The sequence below is a fragment of the Clostridium paridis genome (assembly GCF_016765615.1).
Classification (GTDB): Bacteria; Bacillota; Clostridia; order Clostridiales; family Clostridiaceae; genus Clostridium_T; species Clostridium_T paridis.
On the sequence record NZ_JAESWA010000022.1, the window covers coordinates 687,717 to 705,693 of the forward strand.

General features: G+C 30.6%; 17 protein-coding genes. 3 read left to right on the forward strand and 14 right to left on the reverse strand.

Going from position 1 to position 17,977, the window contains the following annotated elements; translation table 11 throughout:
- The 3 genes from JK634_RS11220 to JK634_RS11230 all read right to left on the reverse strand — a co-directional run bounded on the left by JK634_RS11220 (window position 1) and on the right by JK634_RS11230 (window position 4,298).
- Window positions 1-1,275 (reverse strand): RHS repeat-associated core domain-containing protein, encoded by a 1,275-nt coding sequence (locus tag JK634_RS11220; RefSeq protein WP_338031235.1) that lies wholly within the window; start codon window positions 1,273-1,275, stop codon window positions 1-3.
- The gene (locus JK634_RS11225; protein WP_202767735.1) at window positions 1,272-2,207 is read right to left on the reverse strand and encodes a hypothetical protein; all 936 of its coding nucleotides are present in this window, start codon (window positions 2,205-2,207) and stop codon (window positions 1,272-1,274) included. The genes JK634_RS11220 and JK634_RS11225 overlap by 4 nt, the downstream gene beginning before the upstream one ends.
- A 111-nt stretch (window positions 2,208-2,318) precedes the next feature.
- Entirely contained in the window at window positions 2,319-4,298 is a 1,980-nt protein-coding gene (locus tag JK634_RS11230; protein ID WP_202767736.1) for an ATP-dependent helicase, read from the reverse strand.
- A gap of 267 nt (window positions 4,299-4,565) precedes the next feature.
- Between JK634_RS11230 and JK634_RS11235 the strand changes: the two genes are divergently transcribed.
- Entirely contained in the window at window positions 4,566-6,035 is a 1,470-nt protein-coding gene (locus JK634_RS11235) for a nicotinate phosphoribosyltransferase (protein ID WP_202767737.1), read from the forward strand.
- 27 nt (window positions 6,036-6,062) lie between these two features.
- On the opposite strand, the gene JK634_RS11240 is transcribed toward JK634_RS11235, so the two are convergent.
- Window positions 6,063-6,272: a hypothetical protein gene (locus JK634_RS11240; RefSeq protein ID WP_202767738.1), complete on the reverse strand. Its 210-nt coding sequence runs from the start codon at window positions 6,270-6,272 to the stop codon at window positions 6,063-6,065.
- Between the two features lie 148 nt (window positions 6,273-6,420).
- On the reverse strand, window positions 6,421-6,747 hold the full coding sequence (locus tag JK634_RS11245) for a hypothetical protein (protein WP_202767739.1): 327 nt from the start codon (window positions 6,745-6,747) through the stop codon (window positions 6,421-6,423).
- Between the two features lie 305 nt (window positions 6,748-7,052).
- Here JK634_RS11245 and perR point away from each other — a divergent pair, with 305 nt between their 5' ends.
- A complete protein-coding gene (gene perR / locus JK634_RS11250) occupies window positions 7,053-7,466 on the forward strand; it encodes a transcriptional regulator PerR (protein WP_202767740.1) in 414 nt (137 codons plus the stop codon).
- Between the two features lie 31 nt (window positions 7,467-7,497).
- On the opposite strand, the gene JK634_RS11255 is transcribed toward perR, so the two are convergent.
- Window positions 7,498-8,712, reverse strand: a complete 1,215-nt coding sequence (locus JK634_RS11255; RefSeq protein WP_202767741.1) for an ABC transporter substrate-binding protein — start codon at window positions 8,710-8,712, stop codon at window positions 7,498-7,500.
- A gap of 165 nt (window positions 8,713-8,877) precedes the next feature.
- Here JK634_RS11255 and JK634_RS11260 point away from each other — a divergent pair, with 165 nt between their 5' ends.
- On the forward strand, window positions 8,878-9,762 hold the full coding sequence (locus tag JK634_RS11260; protein WP_202767742.1) for a hypothetical protein: 885 nt from the start codon (window positions 8,878-8,880) through the stop codon (window positions 9,760-9,762).
- 134 nt (window positions 9,763-9,896) lie between these two features.
- Here JK634_RS11260 and JK634_RS11265 read toward each other — a convergent pair whose 3' ends face one another.
- The 8 genes from JK634_RS11265 to clpX all read right to left on the reverse strand — a co-directional run bounded on the left by JK634_RS11265 (window position 9,897) and on the right by clpX (window position 17,961).
- The gene (locus JK634_RS11265) at window positions 9,897-10,430 is read right to left on the reverse strand and encodes a hypothetical protein (RefSeq protein ID WP_202767743.1); all 534 of its coding nucleotides are present in this window, start codon (window positions 10,428-10,430) and stop codon (window positions 9,897-9,899) included.
- Window positions 10,431-10,539: 109 nt separating this feature from the next.
- Complete coding sequence (locus JK634_RS11270; RefSeq protein ID WP_202767744.1) at window positions 10,540-10,794, reverse strand: hypothetical protein; 255 nt, start codon at window positions 10,792-10,794, stop codon at window positions 10,540-10,542.
- A gap of 52 nt (window positions 10,795-10,846) precedes the next feature.
- A complete protein-coding gene (locus tag JK634_RS11275) occupies window positions 10,847-11,065 on the reverse strand; it encodes a ground-like protein (RefSeq protein ID WP_202767745.1) in 219 nt (72 codons plus the stop codon).
- Window positions 11,066-11,119: 54 nt separating this feature from the next.
- Window positions 11,120-11,536 (reverse strand): hypothetical protein, encoded by a 417-nt coding sequence (locus tag JK634_RS11280; RefSeq protein ID WP_202767746.1) that lies wholly within the window; start codon window positions 11,534-11,536, stop codon window positions 11,120-11,122.
- A 173-nt stretch (window positions 11,537-11,709) separates the two neighbouring features.
- Window positions 11,710-12,318 (reverse strand): ribosome biogenesis GTP-binding protein YihA/YsxC, encoded by a 609-nt coding sequence (gene yihA, locus JK634_RS11285; RefSeq protein WP_202767747.1) that lies wholly within the window; start codon window positions 12,316-12,318, stop codon window positions 11,710-11,712.
- Window position 12,319: 1 nt separating this feature from the next.
- The gene (gene lon / locus JK634_RS11290; RefSeq protein ID WP_202767748.1) at window positions 12,320-14,647 is read right to left on the reverse strand and encodes an endopeptidase La; all 2,328 of its coding nucleotides are present in this window, start codon (window positions 14,645-14,647) and stop codon (window positions 12,320-12,322) included.
- Between the two features lie 178 nt (window positions 14,648-14,825).
- A complete protein-coding gene (gene lonB, locus JK634_RS11295) occupies window positions 14,826-16,508 on the reverse strand; it encodes an ATP-dependent protease LonB (RefSeq protein ID WP_202767749.1) in 1,683 nt (560 codons plus the stop codon).
- Between the two features lie 160 nt (window positions 16,509-16,668).
- A complete protein-coding gene (gene clpX, locus JK634_RS11300; RefSeq protein WP_202767750.1) occupies window positions 16,669-17,961 on the reverse strand; it encodes an ATP-dependent Clp protease ATP-binding subunit ClpX in 1,293 nt (430 codons plus the stop codon).
- Window positions 17,962-17,977: the final 16 nt, after the last annotated feature.

Sequence of the window (17,977 nt, forward strand, 5' to 3'; positions counted from 1 at the left end):
CTAATCTCTCCTATAATATTTATTTTTTATTTCGTTAGCTCCATAATCAATAAGCATAGCTGCCCCAACCCCTAGGATAAATACGCCCCCAACTACTAACAGTCCAGGGCATGCAGCAGCTATTGCTATATTACCTAATACTCCCAATCCATAACTTGCACCAACTCCAAGAGCTCCTGCAGTCAAATCAACTCCTACTCCAAAGTATTCTTTCTTTTTAACATCACCTACTACATCTTTTCCTGTAAAATATAGTGCTCCTGCTTTTCCCACAGTTCCTTTAATTGCCATGTCTCTCGTTGTTACTTCTTTAACGTACTTTCCCATTGCCAAGTACTCAAGAGATACCCACTTTTTAGCTCCAGTTGCTAAATTTTTAGTCAATCCTTCACCTGCGCTATCCGCCGCTCCTGATATTGTATTTTTTCGTGCATTTGCAGCCCAGTCATACGGATTTTCTATTTTATTTGCTCTTCCCATATAGATATCATCTTGTACTCCGCCATCAATTATTGAGTATCTATATCCATTTGGGTCTTGCATATTTACAGGATTATTCTTACAATATGCAAATATATTGTGAGATAATAATTCTCCAACATTTCCACCTAAAGCATCTGCATTAATAAACCTTCCCCAATCAGGATTATAGTATCTTGAATTTAGATAGTACATTCCAGTCTCGGTATCATATCTATATCCTCTATATCTATATGGATTCTTTACTCCTAATGTATCCTTTAGTGTTCCATCTATTGATACTAGTTTGCCCCATGAGTCATAGCTATAACTTACAACTTGTGTTCCATTTGTATCTACTAATCCAATTATATCACCTTGTCCATTTCTTACATAGAAATATTCTGTTCCGTTTAATTTAATACTTATTAGGTTACTGCTTGCATCATAGGTATAGTAAATCTTATCTACTGCACTTCCATTAGTTACTTCTTCATATACTACCTTATCTCCATTTAGTGTATATTTACTTACTACTCCATTTACATTCTTTTCTGTTCTTATTCCACTATCATTATACTTAAATGAGATTGTCTTTCCATTGCCTGTTATTCCTGTTAAGGTTCTTCCTCTATCCCATGTATACGTATTTCCATCATAAGTTAGTGGATTTCCTATTGCATCATAAGTTATTGCTTTTCCGTTATAGTTTGTTAATTTATCCTTCCAGTTGGTGTCTCCATACTGATAGACCTTAGTTCCTGTTGCGATTCCTAAGCCTCCATTTGTATATGGATATTCAGTTTTTGAAATTATATTTCCCCTGCATCATAGCTATAAGCAATTGTTTTATTTAATGCTTTATTATCTTCTCTTATAAGCTCTGATAATTCATTATAATAAAACTTCTGTAATAAAGTTGTTCCTTGGCTTATAGTTTCTATATTTCCATTTTTATCATAGGTATAGTTAATTGTTGAACCATTATTATTTACACTTTCTACTCTTGTACTTTGAGAACCATTTGCTCCTGCTTTAAATCCATATGATGTTAAATAAGTCTTTCCATTTCCAAAGGCTATTGTTCTACTATCATTTCTTCCTAATGTATCATAATGATATTTTACATTTTCACTTTCACTATTTAAGGTAATAGTATCAATTCTATTATCTTTATCATAATTATATCCTGTACTATTTGTGTTGCTATTTATTATACTTGTTTGTTTACTTACATTGTTATCAACATCAAAATCATTTCTAAAAACATTTCCTTTACTATCTGTTACTTTAGCTAATCTATCCGCTAAATCATAGGTATACTTATAAGTTACATTATTTACCCTATCTTCTAGCAACCCAAGACTTCCATTAGAATCATAGCTATAATGTGCTATTTCTAAACCATTTGCCTTCTTAGAGGTTATTCGATCTAAATCATCATATAAATTTTCAACCACCTTCCCATTTCCATAGGTTGATTTAGTTAAATTACCTGTAACAGGGTCATAAGCATTGGTTATAAGTTTTTGAGTTCCTACATTAACGCCAGTATTTCTGCCCACTGAATCATATGAAAATTTATAGTTAAAGCCATTATGAGTTATTGTATCTATTCTATCATTTAAATATTGATAACTATTAGTTATAACCTTTCCGTCTACTGTCTTTGATGTAGTTTTTAAGCTGTCAGTATTAGGATCATAAGTGTTTGTAGTTGTGTTACCTTTTGAGTCAGTTGCAGTCAATAAAGTACCTTTATTTGGATCATAGTTATAATTTACTGTCTCTTTTTTATCCCAATAATAAAAAAATCATAAATAATCTAAGATTTCTCTCAAACCATTCATGATTTTTATTTATTCCTTCACCTCAATAAGTCTATTTAAAAACAATATACTTAAGGAGAACTTTCTCTTTACTCCATCTTCAAATTCTATCTCAACTACGTCATCTTTCAAGGATACTATTTCCCCTTCTCCATGACTTTTGTGAAATATCTTATCTCCTTTATTTAACTTGCTCTTTTCTTCTGGTTCACCTTTAAATTCAAGCTCTTTTATAAAGGGAGATGTTTCTGTAAATCTTCCTCTTAAGGTCTTTGGCGCATATATATTTAGATTATTTATAGCTCTTGTAATTGCTACATAAAATAATCTTCTTTCCTCTTCTATATCAGTTGCATTTGAATGGGGAATTACCTCTTCACAGCAGTTTAGAATATATACATTTTCAAACTCCATTCCTTTTACGCCATGTATGGTGCTTAGTAGTACCCCGTCTTCTTTAAAGTCTCTCTCTCTATTAGATAACTTTTCTTTTACTTCTTCTACATGCACAAGCAGCGTTGTTATGCTTTTAAAATCTAAAACTATAGTTCTAAATTCCTCGATTATCCTTTCAAAGTCATCACTTGCTACTCTAAATTTTTCACCATATTCTCTTAAGTATTCTCTATACTCAAGGTCATTAAGTACAGTGTCTACTGCAGAAGGTAGTGATAATTTATTTAAATATGATATATCTTTTTTTAGCCTTTCTAAGTTATTCAATTGAAAGCTTTTAAAATCTCCATTTATAATTAAGTCATCAAATACATTTCTTCTTTCTCTAAGCTTACTTAGACTTTCTATATTATTCTTACTTATATATCTAAAGGGCTTATTTATTATTCTTTTAAATGCTTCTCTATCATAAGGATCTACAGATAGTTTTAAATATGCTAATATATCTTTACATATAAAATGTTCAAAGAAGTTATATTCCTTGTCTAAAAATCTAAAGGGGATTTTTCTTGCAATAAGCTCATCACTTATACTTCTTGATTCTATATTGGTTCTATAAAGAATTACATTATTATTTAGTGGAATGCCTTGCTCATTCTTTTTTACTATGCTGTTAACTATGTCCTCCCCTTGAAATTTTTCATTATAAGGCTTTGATATATTAATATTTCCTTCTTCTCCTCTATAATTTATAATTTCTTTTGGATTTCTTTCAAGGTTATTTTTAATTAAGTTCTTTGAAAGTTTAACTATATTTGATACGCTTCTATAGTTATAGGACAAATAAACCTTCTCTCCTCCAAATTCCTCTTTGAAATTAACCATACATTCTGGTCTTGAGCCTCTAAACCCGTATATACATTGATCTTCATCCCCAACGCAGAATAAGGAATTACTACTATTTAATAATTTTAAGATTTTTAGTTGTATTAGGTCACAATCTTGAAACTCATCAACCAGGACATACTTAAGCCCATTTGAGTAATATTCAAGTACCTTTTTATCCTCTGAAAGTAGTTTATACATTTCTATCTGTAAATCATCAAAGTCCATAAGATTTTTTTCCATCTTATAGTCTTCATAGTTCTCAATACATTTCTTTGTGATAATATCATCTATTTTATATTCTCCAAGAGAAGTTTTAAATCTAGAAATCTCGTTTAACATTTCCTTTACTTTATCTTCTGATATTTCATCAATATAAACCTTCAAGGTATTTTCTACTATTTTATAGGCCTCACTAGTAGAAATTATATTAATGCTCCCTAAATGTCTGATTAGAAGTTTATAAAATAATCCATGAAAAGTACCAAAGAAAGGAGGCTTAAGGTTAGAATTATCTCTTAAGAATCTATCCTTCATATTATTAGCCGCTGCCTTTGTGAATGTTATAACAAATATATTGTTTGAATTAACCTTTAATTCTTCTAATAAATGCTTGACTCTATTTATTATTACTGTTGTTTTTCCACTTCCTGGAGCTGCAACAATTAATGTATTTCTACTTTTTACTTTTACTGCTTCATTTTGAAATTTATCTAATTTATATGACATGTTATCCCCTTAATTTCTAGCTTTCCTATATTCATTAATTATTGACATAAATCTTAGCTCTTAATTTATATATAGTAAGTTTCCTATAAAAAACCCTATAGGGTTTTAATTTCAACTAAAAATTTATTCATGCCTGAAAATGTCCAGAACCTGCCATTTTCAAACAAGAATAAATTAAGTTTCATATAAAACCCTATATCATATTGTAATAATTAATTAATAAGGTTACAATAATTTTATAATATTTTACATAAAGGCGGTATTATTATGACAGAATTCTTTGATGTTAGAGACGAAAGAAATCTTACTATGCTTGTGGATTTTTATGAGCTAACTATGGGAAATGGTTACTTTAATAATAACTTAAAGGATCAAATAGCTTATTTTGATATGTTCTTTAGACGTGTTCCTGACGGCGGTGGCTATTGTATCATGGCCGGAGTTGAGCAATTACTTCATTATTTTAAAAATCTAAAATTCACAAGTGAAGATATTGATTATTTAAGAAGTAAAAATATCTTCACGGAAGAATTTCTTCAATATTTAAAAGACTTCAAATTTTCATGTGATGTTTGGGCTGTACCTGAAGGAAACCCTGTTTTCCCAAATGAACCATTAGTTACTGTTAAAGGTCCAGTTATTCAAGCTCAATTTGTTGAAACTATGGTGCTTCTTACAATTAATCATCAAACATTAATTGCAACTAAGGCTAATAGAATATGTAGAGCTGCTAATGGTAAACCTGTAATAGAATTAGGTTCTAGAAGAGCTCAAGGTTATGATGGCGCAATTTATGGGGCTAGAGCTGCTTTAATTGGTGGATGCGTTTCTACTGCATGTACAATCTCAGAGCAACTATTTAACATTCCTGCAACTGGAACTATGGCTCACAGCTGGGTTCAATTATTTCCTACAGAATATGATGCTTTCAAAGCTTGGGCTGAAACATACCCTGATAATGCTGTATTCTTAGTCGATACATATAATGTTACTAAGTCTGGAATTCCAAATGCTATAAAAGTATTTGATGAAATACTTACTCCAATGGGATATAGACCTAAAGGTATAAGAATTGACTCAGGTGATATAACTTATTTAACTAAGAAATGTAGAAAGATGCTTGATGATGCAGGCTATTCTGACTGTAATATAATTATCTCAAATTCATTAGATGAGTATATTATTAGTGATGTTTTAAAGCAAGGTGCAACTATTGATAGCTTTGGTGTAGGTGAAAGACTTATTACAGCTAAAAGTGAACCCGTTTTTGGAGGAGTATACAAGCTAGTTGCTATAGATAGTGAAAATAGTATAATTCCTAAGATTAAAATAAGTGAGAACAATGAAAAGATAACTAATCCAGGTTTTAAAAAGTTATACAGAATTTTTGATAAAGATTCCCATATGGCAATAGCTGATTTAATAACACTTAATAATGAAATAATCGATGAAAATGAGCCATTAGAGATTTTCCATCCAATTCATACTTGGAAGAGAAAGAAAATAACTAATTTTTATGTAAAAGATATGATGACTCAAATTTTTGACAAGGGAAAATGTGTGTATGATTCTCCATCTGTAATGGATATAAAGGAGTTCGCTGCAAAAGAAACCGAAAAGTTATGGCCAGAGGTACTTAGATTTGAAAATCCTCATACTTATTATGTTGATTTATCTGAAAACCTATGGACTTTAAAGCAAAGTTTACTTCATAAATATTCAAATATATATAAATAAAAAAAGGATGATAATTCATCCTTTTTTTTATTTATATGCAGTTAATTTTGGTAAATGAAGAAGCGTAAATTCTTCATCATAACCGTAGCTATCAATATCTCTCAATGATATTGTTTTAGCTGTAGAAAATTCTTTAAATGGACATATTTCATTCTCTTTCGTCCCAACACTCATAGGACATTCAGAATAACATGCAAATTTTTCTCCGTTAACTGACCAAAATGGACATTGACTCATAAACTCCCCCCCAGATGTAAAGGATATCTACATAATAACAACATTATAATCCAAAGTATAATTAAAATAAAGCTAAATGAGTAAATTTTTGTTATTTATATGTTAAAATTAAGATTTTCGTAATGTCTTTTGTATATTTTTCCATATTTTACTTGAATTTCTTGTTTTTCACTACCGAAATATTTATAATTTCATTCTGAAATGCTTTTAATAGTGCCTTTTCAAGAACCTTTTCTTGATCAAAGTTTTCAATATCATTGCAAACTGCAAAAACCTTATTAGTTTCTCCATCTACATTACTATAAGTAAGAGTAACATTAGGCTTATCATATTCTACATCTAATATTTTTAATCCCCAGGACATCTGAGCAAACTCATTCTCATATTTAAGATATGTTAATTCCTTTAATTTCTTTGTTTCCTTTTTAGGATCTTTAACTATTATTAGTTCATCCCCAACCTTATACTTAGCCATAAATATTGCCTCCTATTTCTTTTGTAAGACCAAATTCATATTATTATCTAATTTTAGATAAAAAATAAAAGAACAGAAAAAACTGTTCTCAAGAAAAATGAAATAAAATGAACATGGAATTTTAAGCATTGTTAATTGTTTAACAACCCTAGGTTCATTCTACCAAAATACTAGATATAATTCAATAGTTTTTTTGTAAATTTTCTGTATTTAATAAAAATACACATTCATTATTAATCAATAACCATTGACAAAGGAGAATTATTATTTTATACTTTAACTATCAATATACGAGGATGGTGAAAATGGATAATATAACCGCTATTTTTAAAGAAAAGAAACTAAAGCTTACTCCCCAAAGAATTGCAGTTTATAAATATCTTAAAGGAACAAAGGAGCATCCTTCAGCAGAAGTAATTTATAAAGCACTTCAAACTGAATATCCAACAATGAGCCTTGCAACTGTTTACAAAGCATTAAAGACTCTTGTCGAAGTAGGCTTGGTTCAAGAAATAAATGTTGGAGAGGGAAACTTTAGATATGATGGTACAGTTTCAGAGCATCCTCATGTTCAATGTATTAATTGTACTAGAGTAGATGATCTTTCTGAATTAGATCTTACTTCTCTAAATGTTGAAGCTGAAAAACATTCAAAATATAAAGTCTTCTCAAACAAAGTATATTTTTATGGTGTTTGTGATGATTGCCAACAAAAATAAAGCTACCTGGTAGCTTTATTTTTTTGCCTTATTATTTATTTGCTGCATCAATAACTTCTTTCCAAGCTTCTCCGGAGTATTTCCCTGAACTTATTTCATTTAATTTATTTTTTATTAGATCCACATATTTTGAAGGCAAATTATAAAAATAGAATAAATTATTTTCATTTGCATTTTTAATCTCTATAGCCATTTCTCCTCTTGTACCTTTAAGTTTTTCATCTAAAGACTTACTACCAGTTATTATACCTTCTTTTGATAGGGTTTCATATGCTTCCTCTTTCATCAAATAATCTATAAATTTTCTCCCGCCTTCTTTATTTTTTCCATTAGCATAAAGAGAAACCATTGCACTTATCCCAGTTGGTGAATAGTTAATATTTTCACTTAAATTTATGTTTGAGTAACTTCTAAGTGGACTATTCTCATTAATATTTTTAGAAAGATATGATGTTCCAAATATAATAGGTATGCTGCCTTTTTCTAGTTCTTTTATTTCATTTATAGATGTTTCCTTAAACAACCCTTTATTAAAATAACCACTATCAACAAAGGATTTCATTGTACTAAACAGAGTTTCCATTTTGGTTATTTTTTGATAATCCTCTTTACCTGACTTATAACTTTCCCTTAATTCACTAGGTAGCAAAAGGTAATTTGCAATATATGTAGATAAAGCTAATTCTACTGTAATATCCTTTGGTAATATATATGGAATCTGTATATTATTGTCTCTAAATCGCTTTAATAATCCTAAAGCTTCTTGAGAATTCTGTGGAACTTTTATACCAAGTTTCCCTAATGCTTCAGGATTATATATAAAGTCAAATGTATATGGAAATAATCCTAGACCATAATATCTGTCATTAACTCTTCCACTAGCTCTATTAATATTATTAAAATTATCACTGAATTTTTCTTGTTCAAATATTTCATCAATAAATCTAAAATTATTATCTTCAGCTATGTCAATAAATGTGTCCCTAGAAGAAATCACTATATCTGGTTCAACTTCTTTATTTTTTATACTTCCATAGATATTAGACTTACTAATAATATCTACCTTTATCTTTGAGTTTTTCTGCTTATATCCTTCAATTAATTTATTTATATTTTCTGGGGCTGTAATTTTATTTTCTTCCATCAAAATCTTAATATTATCATCAACGTTAAGAGTTTGCTTTTTACATCCAAATAAAAAACTCGATATTGATATTATAAGTAAAATTGATACTATCTTTTTCATTTGTACTCCTCCTTTTAATGTTATTTTGCTCAATTATTATGTACTCATACCATTTTTAATATATAAATAGTATAATCTTTCATTCCACTCATATATTTTATAGAGGTGATATGCATGAAATTAAGGGTATTATTTATACATAAAAAACAAATATTTTTTTTATTAATGTTTTTAATCTTATGTTTTATTTCTGTTATACTTTTTAATCTTTTTTCCCAAAAAGAATATGGAGACTCTTTATCAGTTTTTGCTAAAGAAGACTATGAAAAAGGCCTGAAAAAAGATTTGAATGGGGATGGAAAAGAAGATGTTATCAATATTACTACAAAAGATGATAAATATTATGTTGGTGCTACTATAAATAATAAAAGTTATATGCTCTCCCCCGATACCAAACTTGCTTCTTTAGGAAAAGAATATCCTAATTGGGGAATTAGATTATTTATGAAGGACATTTCTAGGGATGGAATTCCTGAGATCTTCTTACAATCTTCTCAAGAAGATACCGCAATTTCTCATATATTTTCATGGACTGGACTTGAATTTAAGGATTATTTTTATTCAACTAATAATGTTATGGGTATACTAAACTCACAAAACAATAAAACCCCAAAGTTTTTCTCTGGAAAAGTTGTAGATGGCCTTTTAACCTTTGATAGTTATATGCTAATTGGTAACAATTTTAAGAATACTTCCTACGATCAGTACACAGTTCCTGGTAGACAATCCGTCACTGAACTAATTGATGCAATAGAAGCTGCTTCAGTTCCATATGAACTTCCAAGTTTTTTCTGTAATTCTACTACAGAAAGTGATGCTGCTCTCTTATGGAAGTTAGATAAAAATGTCTATAGCTATAAGTTTCAAGATGCATTTTTCTTGGATGATAAGTGGGATAAGAATGGAGATATAACTTCTATTATATGGCAGATTAATTTTAAACGAACAAATAAGTCAACATCTAAAAATGACTCTATTATTATAAAGGCAAAGGTTATCCCCTCAAACAAGGATTATAAAGTATCTTCAGTAAGTTTATATGAAAAATAAAAGGCCGCTAATGCGGCCCAAAAAGGGGGATGGGGGGTTTGTTATAAAAAGCTATGCTCTTATAACAAGGAGAAATCTCTCCTTACATTTTTATTATTACCCTAAACAATAAGTTTATTCATTTTATTTAGTATTTAGTCATAAAATTTTCCTTTTTCATACATGTCTATTACCTTATCTAGAAACTTAGCTCTTTGAGTATCTACTATACTTCTTAGAGCTTTTAACATTTGCATATTTCTATCATCATTTGGGTTTTCTTTATAGGTATTATTTACATTATTAAATAAATTATTAAACATTCCTGGATCCATTTGACCTCCAGGATTATTTCCATTCATTTGACCTCCAGAATTATTTCCAGTATTATTACCACTAAGCTGGCTTAGTAATGCTGCAAGTCCTGACATTTCTCCCATGTTATTCATATTAAATCCTTCTGTACCCATTCCACTTAAAATATTCATCATTTGTCCCATGTCAAAATTTCCATTTAATAGCCCCATTAACTGACTTGGGTCAAAGCCCATTGGTCCATTATTTCCAAAAGGAGCATTGTTTCCAAAAGGTGCGTTGTTTCCGAAAGGTGTATTATTTCCATATGGGGCATTATTTCCAGCAGGAGAACCATTAATATTTTCTGATCTATTTCTATGTCTCTTTGACATTACCTTCCTCCCATATATTACTATGTACTATGTATTTATGTATAATGTTATATGTTATATGTTATAAAAATATATTTTTTTGGAGGGCATTGCCCTCCAACTACCATACTTAGTAACCGAATCCGCCTCTTCCTCCGCAACCGCAGCCACAGAGCCAGAACAATAATATTAATATAAATGCTCTGTCATTGCATAGAACGTTTGGTTTACAAAGTATAATTAATAATACTATTAGTGACCAAATATTGTTACTTCCTACACCAACTCCTGCTCCATAAGGTGCTATTCCTTGACCATATGCTGGAGCTACAGCAGTTTCATAGCAATATTCAAATTCATCACATTTATTATGATGTTTACTCATACACAACGCTCCTTTCGCTAAACTACTTCATATCTATAGTTATCTTAGAATATTAGCAGCAATTGTCTCTTCCGCATCCGCCACCAAATCCGCCAAATCCACGGTTTCCACAGCAGCAGAATAGTAAAATTATAATCCAAATCCATGAACAGTTTCCGCCGAATCCGCCGCAACCAAATCCGCCACCAAATCCACCTGGATATCCTCCTGGATAACCCATTCCTGGTCCTGGCATAAATCCATAATTAGGACAACAACATTTTTTACTCATTTATAATTCTCCTTTCAATTTTTAATTTATTATTTTTAAAGTTAATTGAGAAAATTAGCATACATCGTCATCAACACGTCTGTCATCGCAGCAACCATTATTATTTCTTCCACAACCACAAACTACGAATATTAATAGAATTATCCACCACCATGAATTAAATCCACCGCAGCCATATCCGCCTGGTTGACCATAAGGTAGCATTCCATAACCACCTACATTACCGCAACCGCATTTATTTTTCCTACACTTAACTGAGCAAGTATAAAGACCTGGATCATATCCGAATCCTGGATAGCCTCCTACGCCACCAAAGCCACCAGGTCCACCGAAGCCACCAGCTCCACCGCAGCCACATAGTGCAAATAAGATAATTATCCAAATAAAGCTACCACCGAAGAAACCATTATTATTGTTACAATCTCTTCTTTCTGCATTGGATAATCCATTTATGATCTCATTAATATCCATGGAAATCCTCCTCTCATTTTTTTGTATTGTTTAAATTTTATAGTATATACTATTCTTCACGCAAAAAAATGATACAATTTATTGTAATAACATGAATTAAATGGTATGCATGCACATATTTATATATAATGAAAAAAGCTTGCAAGAGTTCCAACTCTTACAAGCCTTTTTTATTATATTTCTTCTACTTCTTCTTTTTCCACTACATCTTTGAAAATAAAATCTATTACTTCTTCTCTCTTCTTTTTATTTAAAGAAGAGAAGAAAAATAATTTATTAGTATTTCCTAAATCTAAAGTATCTCTTATAACTTTTTCACTTTTTCTTAAGTCATTATTAGACAACTTATCACTTTTTGTTGCAACTATAACATAGTCATAGTTAAAATGCTTAATCCAATTAAACATATCTATATCATCTTTTGTAGGTTTATGTCTACAATCAACTAAAAGTACAACTCGCTTAAGTGGTTCCCTATGCATTAAGTAAGTTTCAATTGTTTTTCCCCAACTAGCTAGTTCTTTTTTGGAAACCTTGGCATAGCCATACCCAGGTAAATCCACCAAATAAAAATCCTTATTTATTAAAAAGAAATTTATAAGTCTTGTCTTTCCCGGCGTCCCACTTACCTTTGCCAAACCTCTTCTATTAGTCAAAGCATTAATAATTGATGACTTTCCAACATTTGATCTTCCAACAAAAGCAACCTCTACTCTCCCATCTATAGGATACTGCTCTCTTTTTACTGCAGAGATTATAAATTCTGATTGTTTTATATCCATATTATTCAACTCCAACTAAAGCATTTTCCAGAACTTCTTCTATTCTAGATGCAAATATAAATTTAATCTTATTTTTTACCGACTTAGGGATTTTATCCAAATCTCTCTCATTTTGTTTTGGAACTATCACAGTATCTATTCCAGCTCTATATGCTGCAAGCGATTTTTCTTTTAAACCACCTATTGCTAAGACCTTACCTGTTAAAGTTATTTCCCCAGTCATTGCTACATTATGTTTTACTTTCTTATTTGCTAATGCACTTACTAGTGCAGTAATTAATGTCACCCCTGCTGATGGTCCATCTTTTGGAACAGCGCCTTCTGGTACATGTACATGTACATCACATTTCTTGTAGAAATCATCATTAATACCATACTTTGCTGTATTTCCTCTAACATAAGAATATGCTGCTTTAGCCGATTCCTTCATAACATCTCCAAGCTGTCCAGTTAATTCAAGTTTACCTGAACCTTTCATAACCATGACTTCTACTGGAAGAGTATCCCCACCATAGGCAGTCCACGCCATACCGGTAACTACACCAACTCTATCAGTTTTTTCTATTTTATCATATGTATATATTTTAGTTCCTAAGTACTTTTGAAGGTTGTTTGAAGTAATGGATATAGTCTTTTTATCTTTCTCCATCATCTCTCTTATAGCTCTTCTTATCACCGTACTTATTCTTCTTTCTAGGTTTCTAACTCCAGATTCTCTAGTATAGTACTCAATTATATCTTCTATTGTTCCATCACTAATTTTAATAGAATCTTTTTTAACATTATGCTCTACTAATACTCTTGGAATTAAATATTTTTTTGCTATATTAAACTTTTCTTCGTAAGTATATCCTGATACTTCTATTACTTCCATTCTATCTAATAAAGGTCTTGGAATTGTTTCTAAAGAGTTTGCAGTAGTTATAAACATTACTTTAGATAAATCCATATCAAGCTCTAAGTAATTATCTCTAAAACTTGAATTTTGTGCTGAATCTAGTACCTCTAATAAAGCATCAGAAGGATCACCCTTAAAGTCACTATTTAACTTATCTATTTCATCTAATAAGAATAATGGATTATTAGATTTAGCATTTTTCATACCATAAACTATTCTTCCTGGAATTGCACCTACATAAGTTTTTCTATGTCCTCTAATTTCAGCTTCATCTCTAATGCCTCCAAGAGATATTCTAACAAAATTTCTATTTAAGGCTCTCGCAACCGATTTTGCAATTGAGGACTTTCCTACTCCTGGTGGTCCAACTAAACATAGTATAGGCCCTTTTAAACTTTGACTCATTTTTTTAACTGCTAAATATTCAATTATTCTTTCTTTTACATCTTTAAGTCCATAATGGTCTTCATCCAGAATATCCTTAGCCTTAACTAAATCCAAATTATCTTTAGTAAACTTATTCCAAGGTAATCCTAATACCCAATCCAAATATGTCTTAATAACATTTCCTTCTTGAGAATAACTTGAGGAATTTTTAAGCCTTGTTAACTCATAACTTGCTTTTTCCTTAACCTCTTTAGGTAACTTAGCTTTTTTAATTAACTCTTCATATTTATTTATTTCCCTTTTTTCTTCTTCATCCTCGCCTAGTTCTTCTTGGATGATTTTCAGTTGTTCTCTTAAATAGTATTCTTTTTGTAATTTATCTATTTTCTTTTTAACTTTGAATCCTATTTTCTTTTCTAGCTTTAATACTTCAATTTCATTTTTTATGACTATTAGTAATTTTTCAATTCTTTCTTTCAAATCTATCGCTTCAAGGATTTCTTGTCTAACCTTTTGTTTTAACAATAAATAAGAAGCAACTATATCTGCAAATCTACCTGGTTCATCATCTTCTTCAAAGTCAAGAACCTCATCAGAAGATTTATTGTTAGATATATCTAAAAATTCTCCAAATTCATCTCTTAAGCTTCTTAATGCTGCAATAAATTCTGGATCATCCTTATACTTGTCATAATCATCTTCAATACTTAGTATTTCACCTTGTAAAAATTCTTCTTTTTCTAAGTATTTTAATATCTTTCCTCTTTCTATTCCCTCAACTAAAACTCTAACTACATCACCTGGTAATTTAAGTAATTGTTTTACTATACATATAGTACCAACTTCATATATATCATTTTCACCTGGTTCCTCAACTTTTGCATCTTTTTGTGAAACTAGGAATATTTCTTGCTCTTTTAACATTGCCTCCTCTAAAGCTGCAATTGATTTTTCTCTACCAACATCAAAATGAATAACCATGTTTGGGAAAATTGTTATTCCCCTTAAGGGAATTAGAGGAAGAAGCTTCACATTCTCGCCCATTATATATTTCCTCCTTTAAGATTAATCTACTCTAGTTAAATAATTATACACATAAAGTAGGTACTTTTCAATAATTTTAACACTTCTTCCCTGATATTATCCTCAAAAGTAAAAGGATGTAAATAGAAATGATAAACTGTACTTCGTTATCCTCTCTATTTACACCAATAATTAAAAATCAGAACTTATTTTCTCCTTCTGCATATAAGACTTCTACTGATGTTTTATCATCAATTCCATTCATTTTATCTCCTGTAAGTGCTACCTTTAATACCTCGTCAATTGTCTCAACTGGAACAACCTGTATCCCCTCTATTTTTTTGAAACTCTCATTATAATTTTCCTTAGGTATTACAATAGTTTTAGCACCTGATTTCTTGCCAGCATTAATTTTTGCAATGACTCCCCCAATTGCCTTAATTTTACCTGTTAATGATACTTCCCCAGTCATAGCAACTTTGTTATCTATTGGAATGCTTTTTATTGCACTATATACTGCTGTTGCTATACTCACTCCAGCTGAAGGACCATCCACTATTGTACCTCCAGGGAAATTAACATGTATATTATACATAGATGAATCAATTGCGAAAATATTATCTAGTATACTTAAAACATTTTGTACTGAACAATATGCTGTACTCTTTCGCTTTATTTTCTTATTGTTACTACTTATTTCCTCTTCCTCTACTATTCCAGTTATTTTAATTTTACCATTATTCTTTGTTGTCTTTCTGGCTGTTGCCTCTATTTCTAAAATAGTTCCTAGATTAGCACCATAAACAGCTAATCCATTTACTACTCCAATTTCTGGTCTATCTCCTATCTTCTTATCTGGTCTTGCATTATATTGGCCATTCTCTATTACCCAGTTTATATCTTCAACTAAGATTTCATCTCTATCTTCATTTATGGCTAATCCTGAACATAACTGAATAATATTTACTACTTCTCTACCATTTGTACAATATTTTGCAATTAAATCTAGTCCCTCTTCACTAATATGTAAATTTACTTTATTAACAGAATTCTTAGCTATTATTTTAATTTCATCCTCATCTAATGCTCTAAAGAATATTTCTACGCATCTTGACCTAATAGCTGGAACTATCTCTTCTGGGCTTCTTGTAGTTGCACCTATCAATCTAAAATCTGCCGGTAATCCTTTATCAAAAACCTCTTTAATATAAACAGGCATGTTTGGATCTTCAGAACTATAATATGATGAGTCTAAAAATACTTTTCTATCCTCTAGTACTTTTAATAACTTATTTAATTCAATTGGATGTAATTCGCCAATTTCGTCTAAGAATAAAATTCCTCCATGAGCCTTTGTTACTGCTCCTGGTTTAGGTTGAGGTATACCTGCAACACCTAGCGAACCTGCACCTTGGTATATTGGGTCATGTACAGAACCAATTAACGGATCTGCTATTCCTCTTTCATCAAACCTTATTGTAGTTGCATCAACTTCTATAAATTTTGCTTCTTTATTAAATGGAGTTTTCCCCATTTTAATAGCTTCTTCTAATACTAGTCTCGCTGCAGCAGTCTTACCTACTCCAGGTGGTCCATAAATTATTACATGTTGTGGATTAGGGCCACAGAGTGCTGCCTTTAGTGCTAAAATTCCTTTCTCCTGCCCTATAATTTCATCAAAATTGGTTGGTCTGCTTTTCTCAGTTAATGGTTCAGTTAACTGAATACTTCTCATCTTATCCAACTTTTCCATCTCTTTTTTGTTTTCTCTATCCACAACAACCCTATTTGTTTGACTGGTCTTTGTATTTGCTATCATATACATGAAAAGCATTAGTATTAATACTACCTGCAAAATAACCATAACAGTAATTGCTGACATAAATTACCCTCCCTTCTTAATATTGTTATTATCTCCTTCATTATGGTTTATTATTCCATATTATTTTCATATTTATTGTTAATTTTAGCAACAAAAAATGAGCCAAGCAGAAATCTCATAAAAGATTATCTACTTGACTCATGAAATTTTAAAGATTATATTAAGCAGTTTCTATATCCTTACTTTTCTTAACTCTCTTAGCTTTTGCTTCTTTCTTTTCAGACTCATCACCTAAGATAACAATTGGATCTTTTTTATCAGCGATTGACTCCTTTGTAATAACAACTTTTGCGATATCCTCTCGCGATGGAATATCGTACATTATATTTGTCATTGTATCTTCAATGATAGCTCTTAACCCTCTAGCACCAGTACTTCTTTTAATAGCTTCTTGTGCAATTGCTTTAAGTGCTTCTTCTTCAAACTCTAATTCAACATCATCATATTCAAAAAGCTTTCTATATTGTTTAACCAAAGCATTCTTTGGCTCACTTAATATACTTATTAATGCCTTTTCATCTAATGACTCAAGTGTTACAACTATAGGAAGTCTTCCAACGAATTCTGGAATTAATCCAAACTTCAATAAATCCCCTGGCATAACATCCTTAAGTAGCTTACCTACATCTTTATCAGATTTTGATGAAATTTCAGCTCCAAATCCTATAGAGCTTCTTCTTGTTCTTTTCTCTATAAGTTTATCAATTCCATCAAATGCTCCTCCACATATAAATAAGATATTAGAGGTATTAATTTGTATAAACTCTTGATGCGGATGCTTTCTACCCCCTTGTGGTGGAACAGAAGCCGTAGTGCCTTCAAGAATTTTTAATAAAGCTTGCTGAACTCCTTCACCAGATACATCTCTAGTTATAGAAGGATTCTCAGACTTTCTTGCAATTTTATCTATTTCATCGATGTATATAATTCCTTTTTCAGCTCTTTCAATATCATAGTCAGCATTTTGAATTAGCTTTAGAAGTATATTTTCAACATCTTCACCTACATAACCAGCTTCAGTTAATGTAGTTGCATCTGCAATTGCAAATGGCACATTTAAAAATTTAGCAAGAGTTTGAGCTAATAATGTTTTACCTGAACCTGTTGGTCCTAAAAGAAGAATATTACTCTTCTGAAGTTCTACATCACTATCCTTATCCTTAGCGTTTATTCTTTTATAATGATTATATACTGCAACTGAAAGAGATTTTTTTGCACTATCTTGACCAATTACATATTGATCTAGATGGTTTTTAATCTCTACTGGCTTTGGTAATTCAGTAGCAGTAAACGGAACTGGTTCGTCAAATTCATCTGCAATAATTTCAGAACATAGTTCTATACATTCATCACATATATATACTCCAGGTCCTGCTATTAGCCTTTTTACCTGTTCTTGATTTTTACCACAAAAAGAACATTTTAATTGCTTCTTGTCTTCAAATTTTGCCATCCAATACACCTCACTG

Bases quoted from the DNA above. Each gene is read 5' to 3' on its own strand.
- JK634_RS11230 (WP_202767736.1), bottom strand. From the start codon at position 4,298: ATGTCATATAAATTAGATAAATTTCAAAATGAAGCAGTAAAAGTAAAA.
- JK634_RS11235 (WP_202767737.1), top strand. From the start codon at position 4,566: ATGACAGAATTCTTTGATGTTAGAGACGAAAGAAATCTTACTATGCTT.
- JK634_RS11240 (WP_202767738.1), bottom strand. From the start codon at position 6,272: ATGAGTCAATGTCCATTTTGGTCAGTTAACGGAGAAAAATTTGCATGT.
- JK634_RS11245 (WP_202767739.1), bottom strand. From the start codon at position 6,747: ATGGCTAAGTATAAGGTTGGGGATGAACTAATAATAGTTAAAGATCCT.
- perR (WP_202767740.1), top strand. From the start codon at position 7,053: ATGGATAATATAACCGCTATTTTTAAAGAAAAGAAACTAAAGCTTACT.
- JK634_RS11255 (WP_202767741.1), bottom strand. From the start codon at position 8,712: ATGAAAAAGATAGTATCAATTTTACTTATAATATCAATATCGAGTTTT.
- JK634_RS11260 (WP_202767742.1), top strand. From the start codon at position 8,878: ATGTTTTTAATCTTATGTTTTATTTCTGTTATACTTTTTAATCTTTTT.
- JK634_RS11265 (WP_202767743.1), bottom strand. From the start codon at position 10,430: ATGTCAAAGAGACATAGAAATAGATCAGAAAATATTAATGGTTCTCCT.
- JK634_RS11270 (WP_202767744.1), bottom strand. From the start codon at position 10,794: ATGAGTAAACATCATAATAAATGTGATGAATTTGAATATTGCTATGAA.
- JK634_RS11275 (WP_202767745.1), bottom strand. From the start codon at position 11,065: ATGAGTAAAAAATGTTGTTGTCCTAATTATGGATTTATGCCAGGACCA.
- JK634_RS11280 (WP_202767746.1), bottom strand. From the start codon at position 11,536: ATGGATATTAATGAGATCATAAATGGATTATCCAATGCAGAAAGAAGA.
- yihA (WP_202767747.1), bottom strand. From the start codon at position 12,318: ATGGATATAAAACAATCAGAATTTATAATCTCTGCAGTAAAAAGAGAG.
- lon (WP_202767748.1), bottom strand. From the start codon at position 14,647: ATGGGCGAGAATGTGAAGCTTCTTCCTCTAATTCCCTTAAGGGGAATA.
- lonB (WP_202767749.1), bottom strand. From the start codon at position 16,508: ATGTCAGCAATTACTGTTATGGTTATTTTGCAGGTAGTATTAATACTA.
- clpX (WP_202767750.1), bottom strand. From the start codon at position 17,961: ATGGCAAAATTTGAAGACAAGAAGCAATTAAAATGTTCTTTTTGTGGT.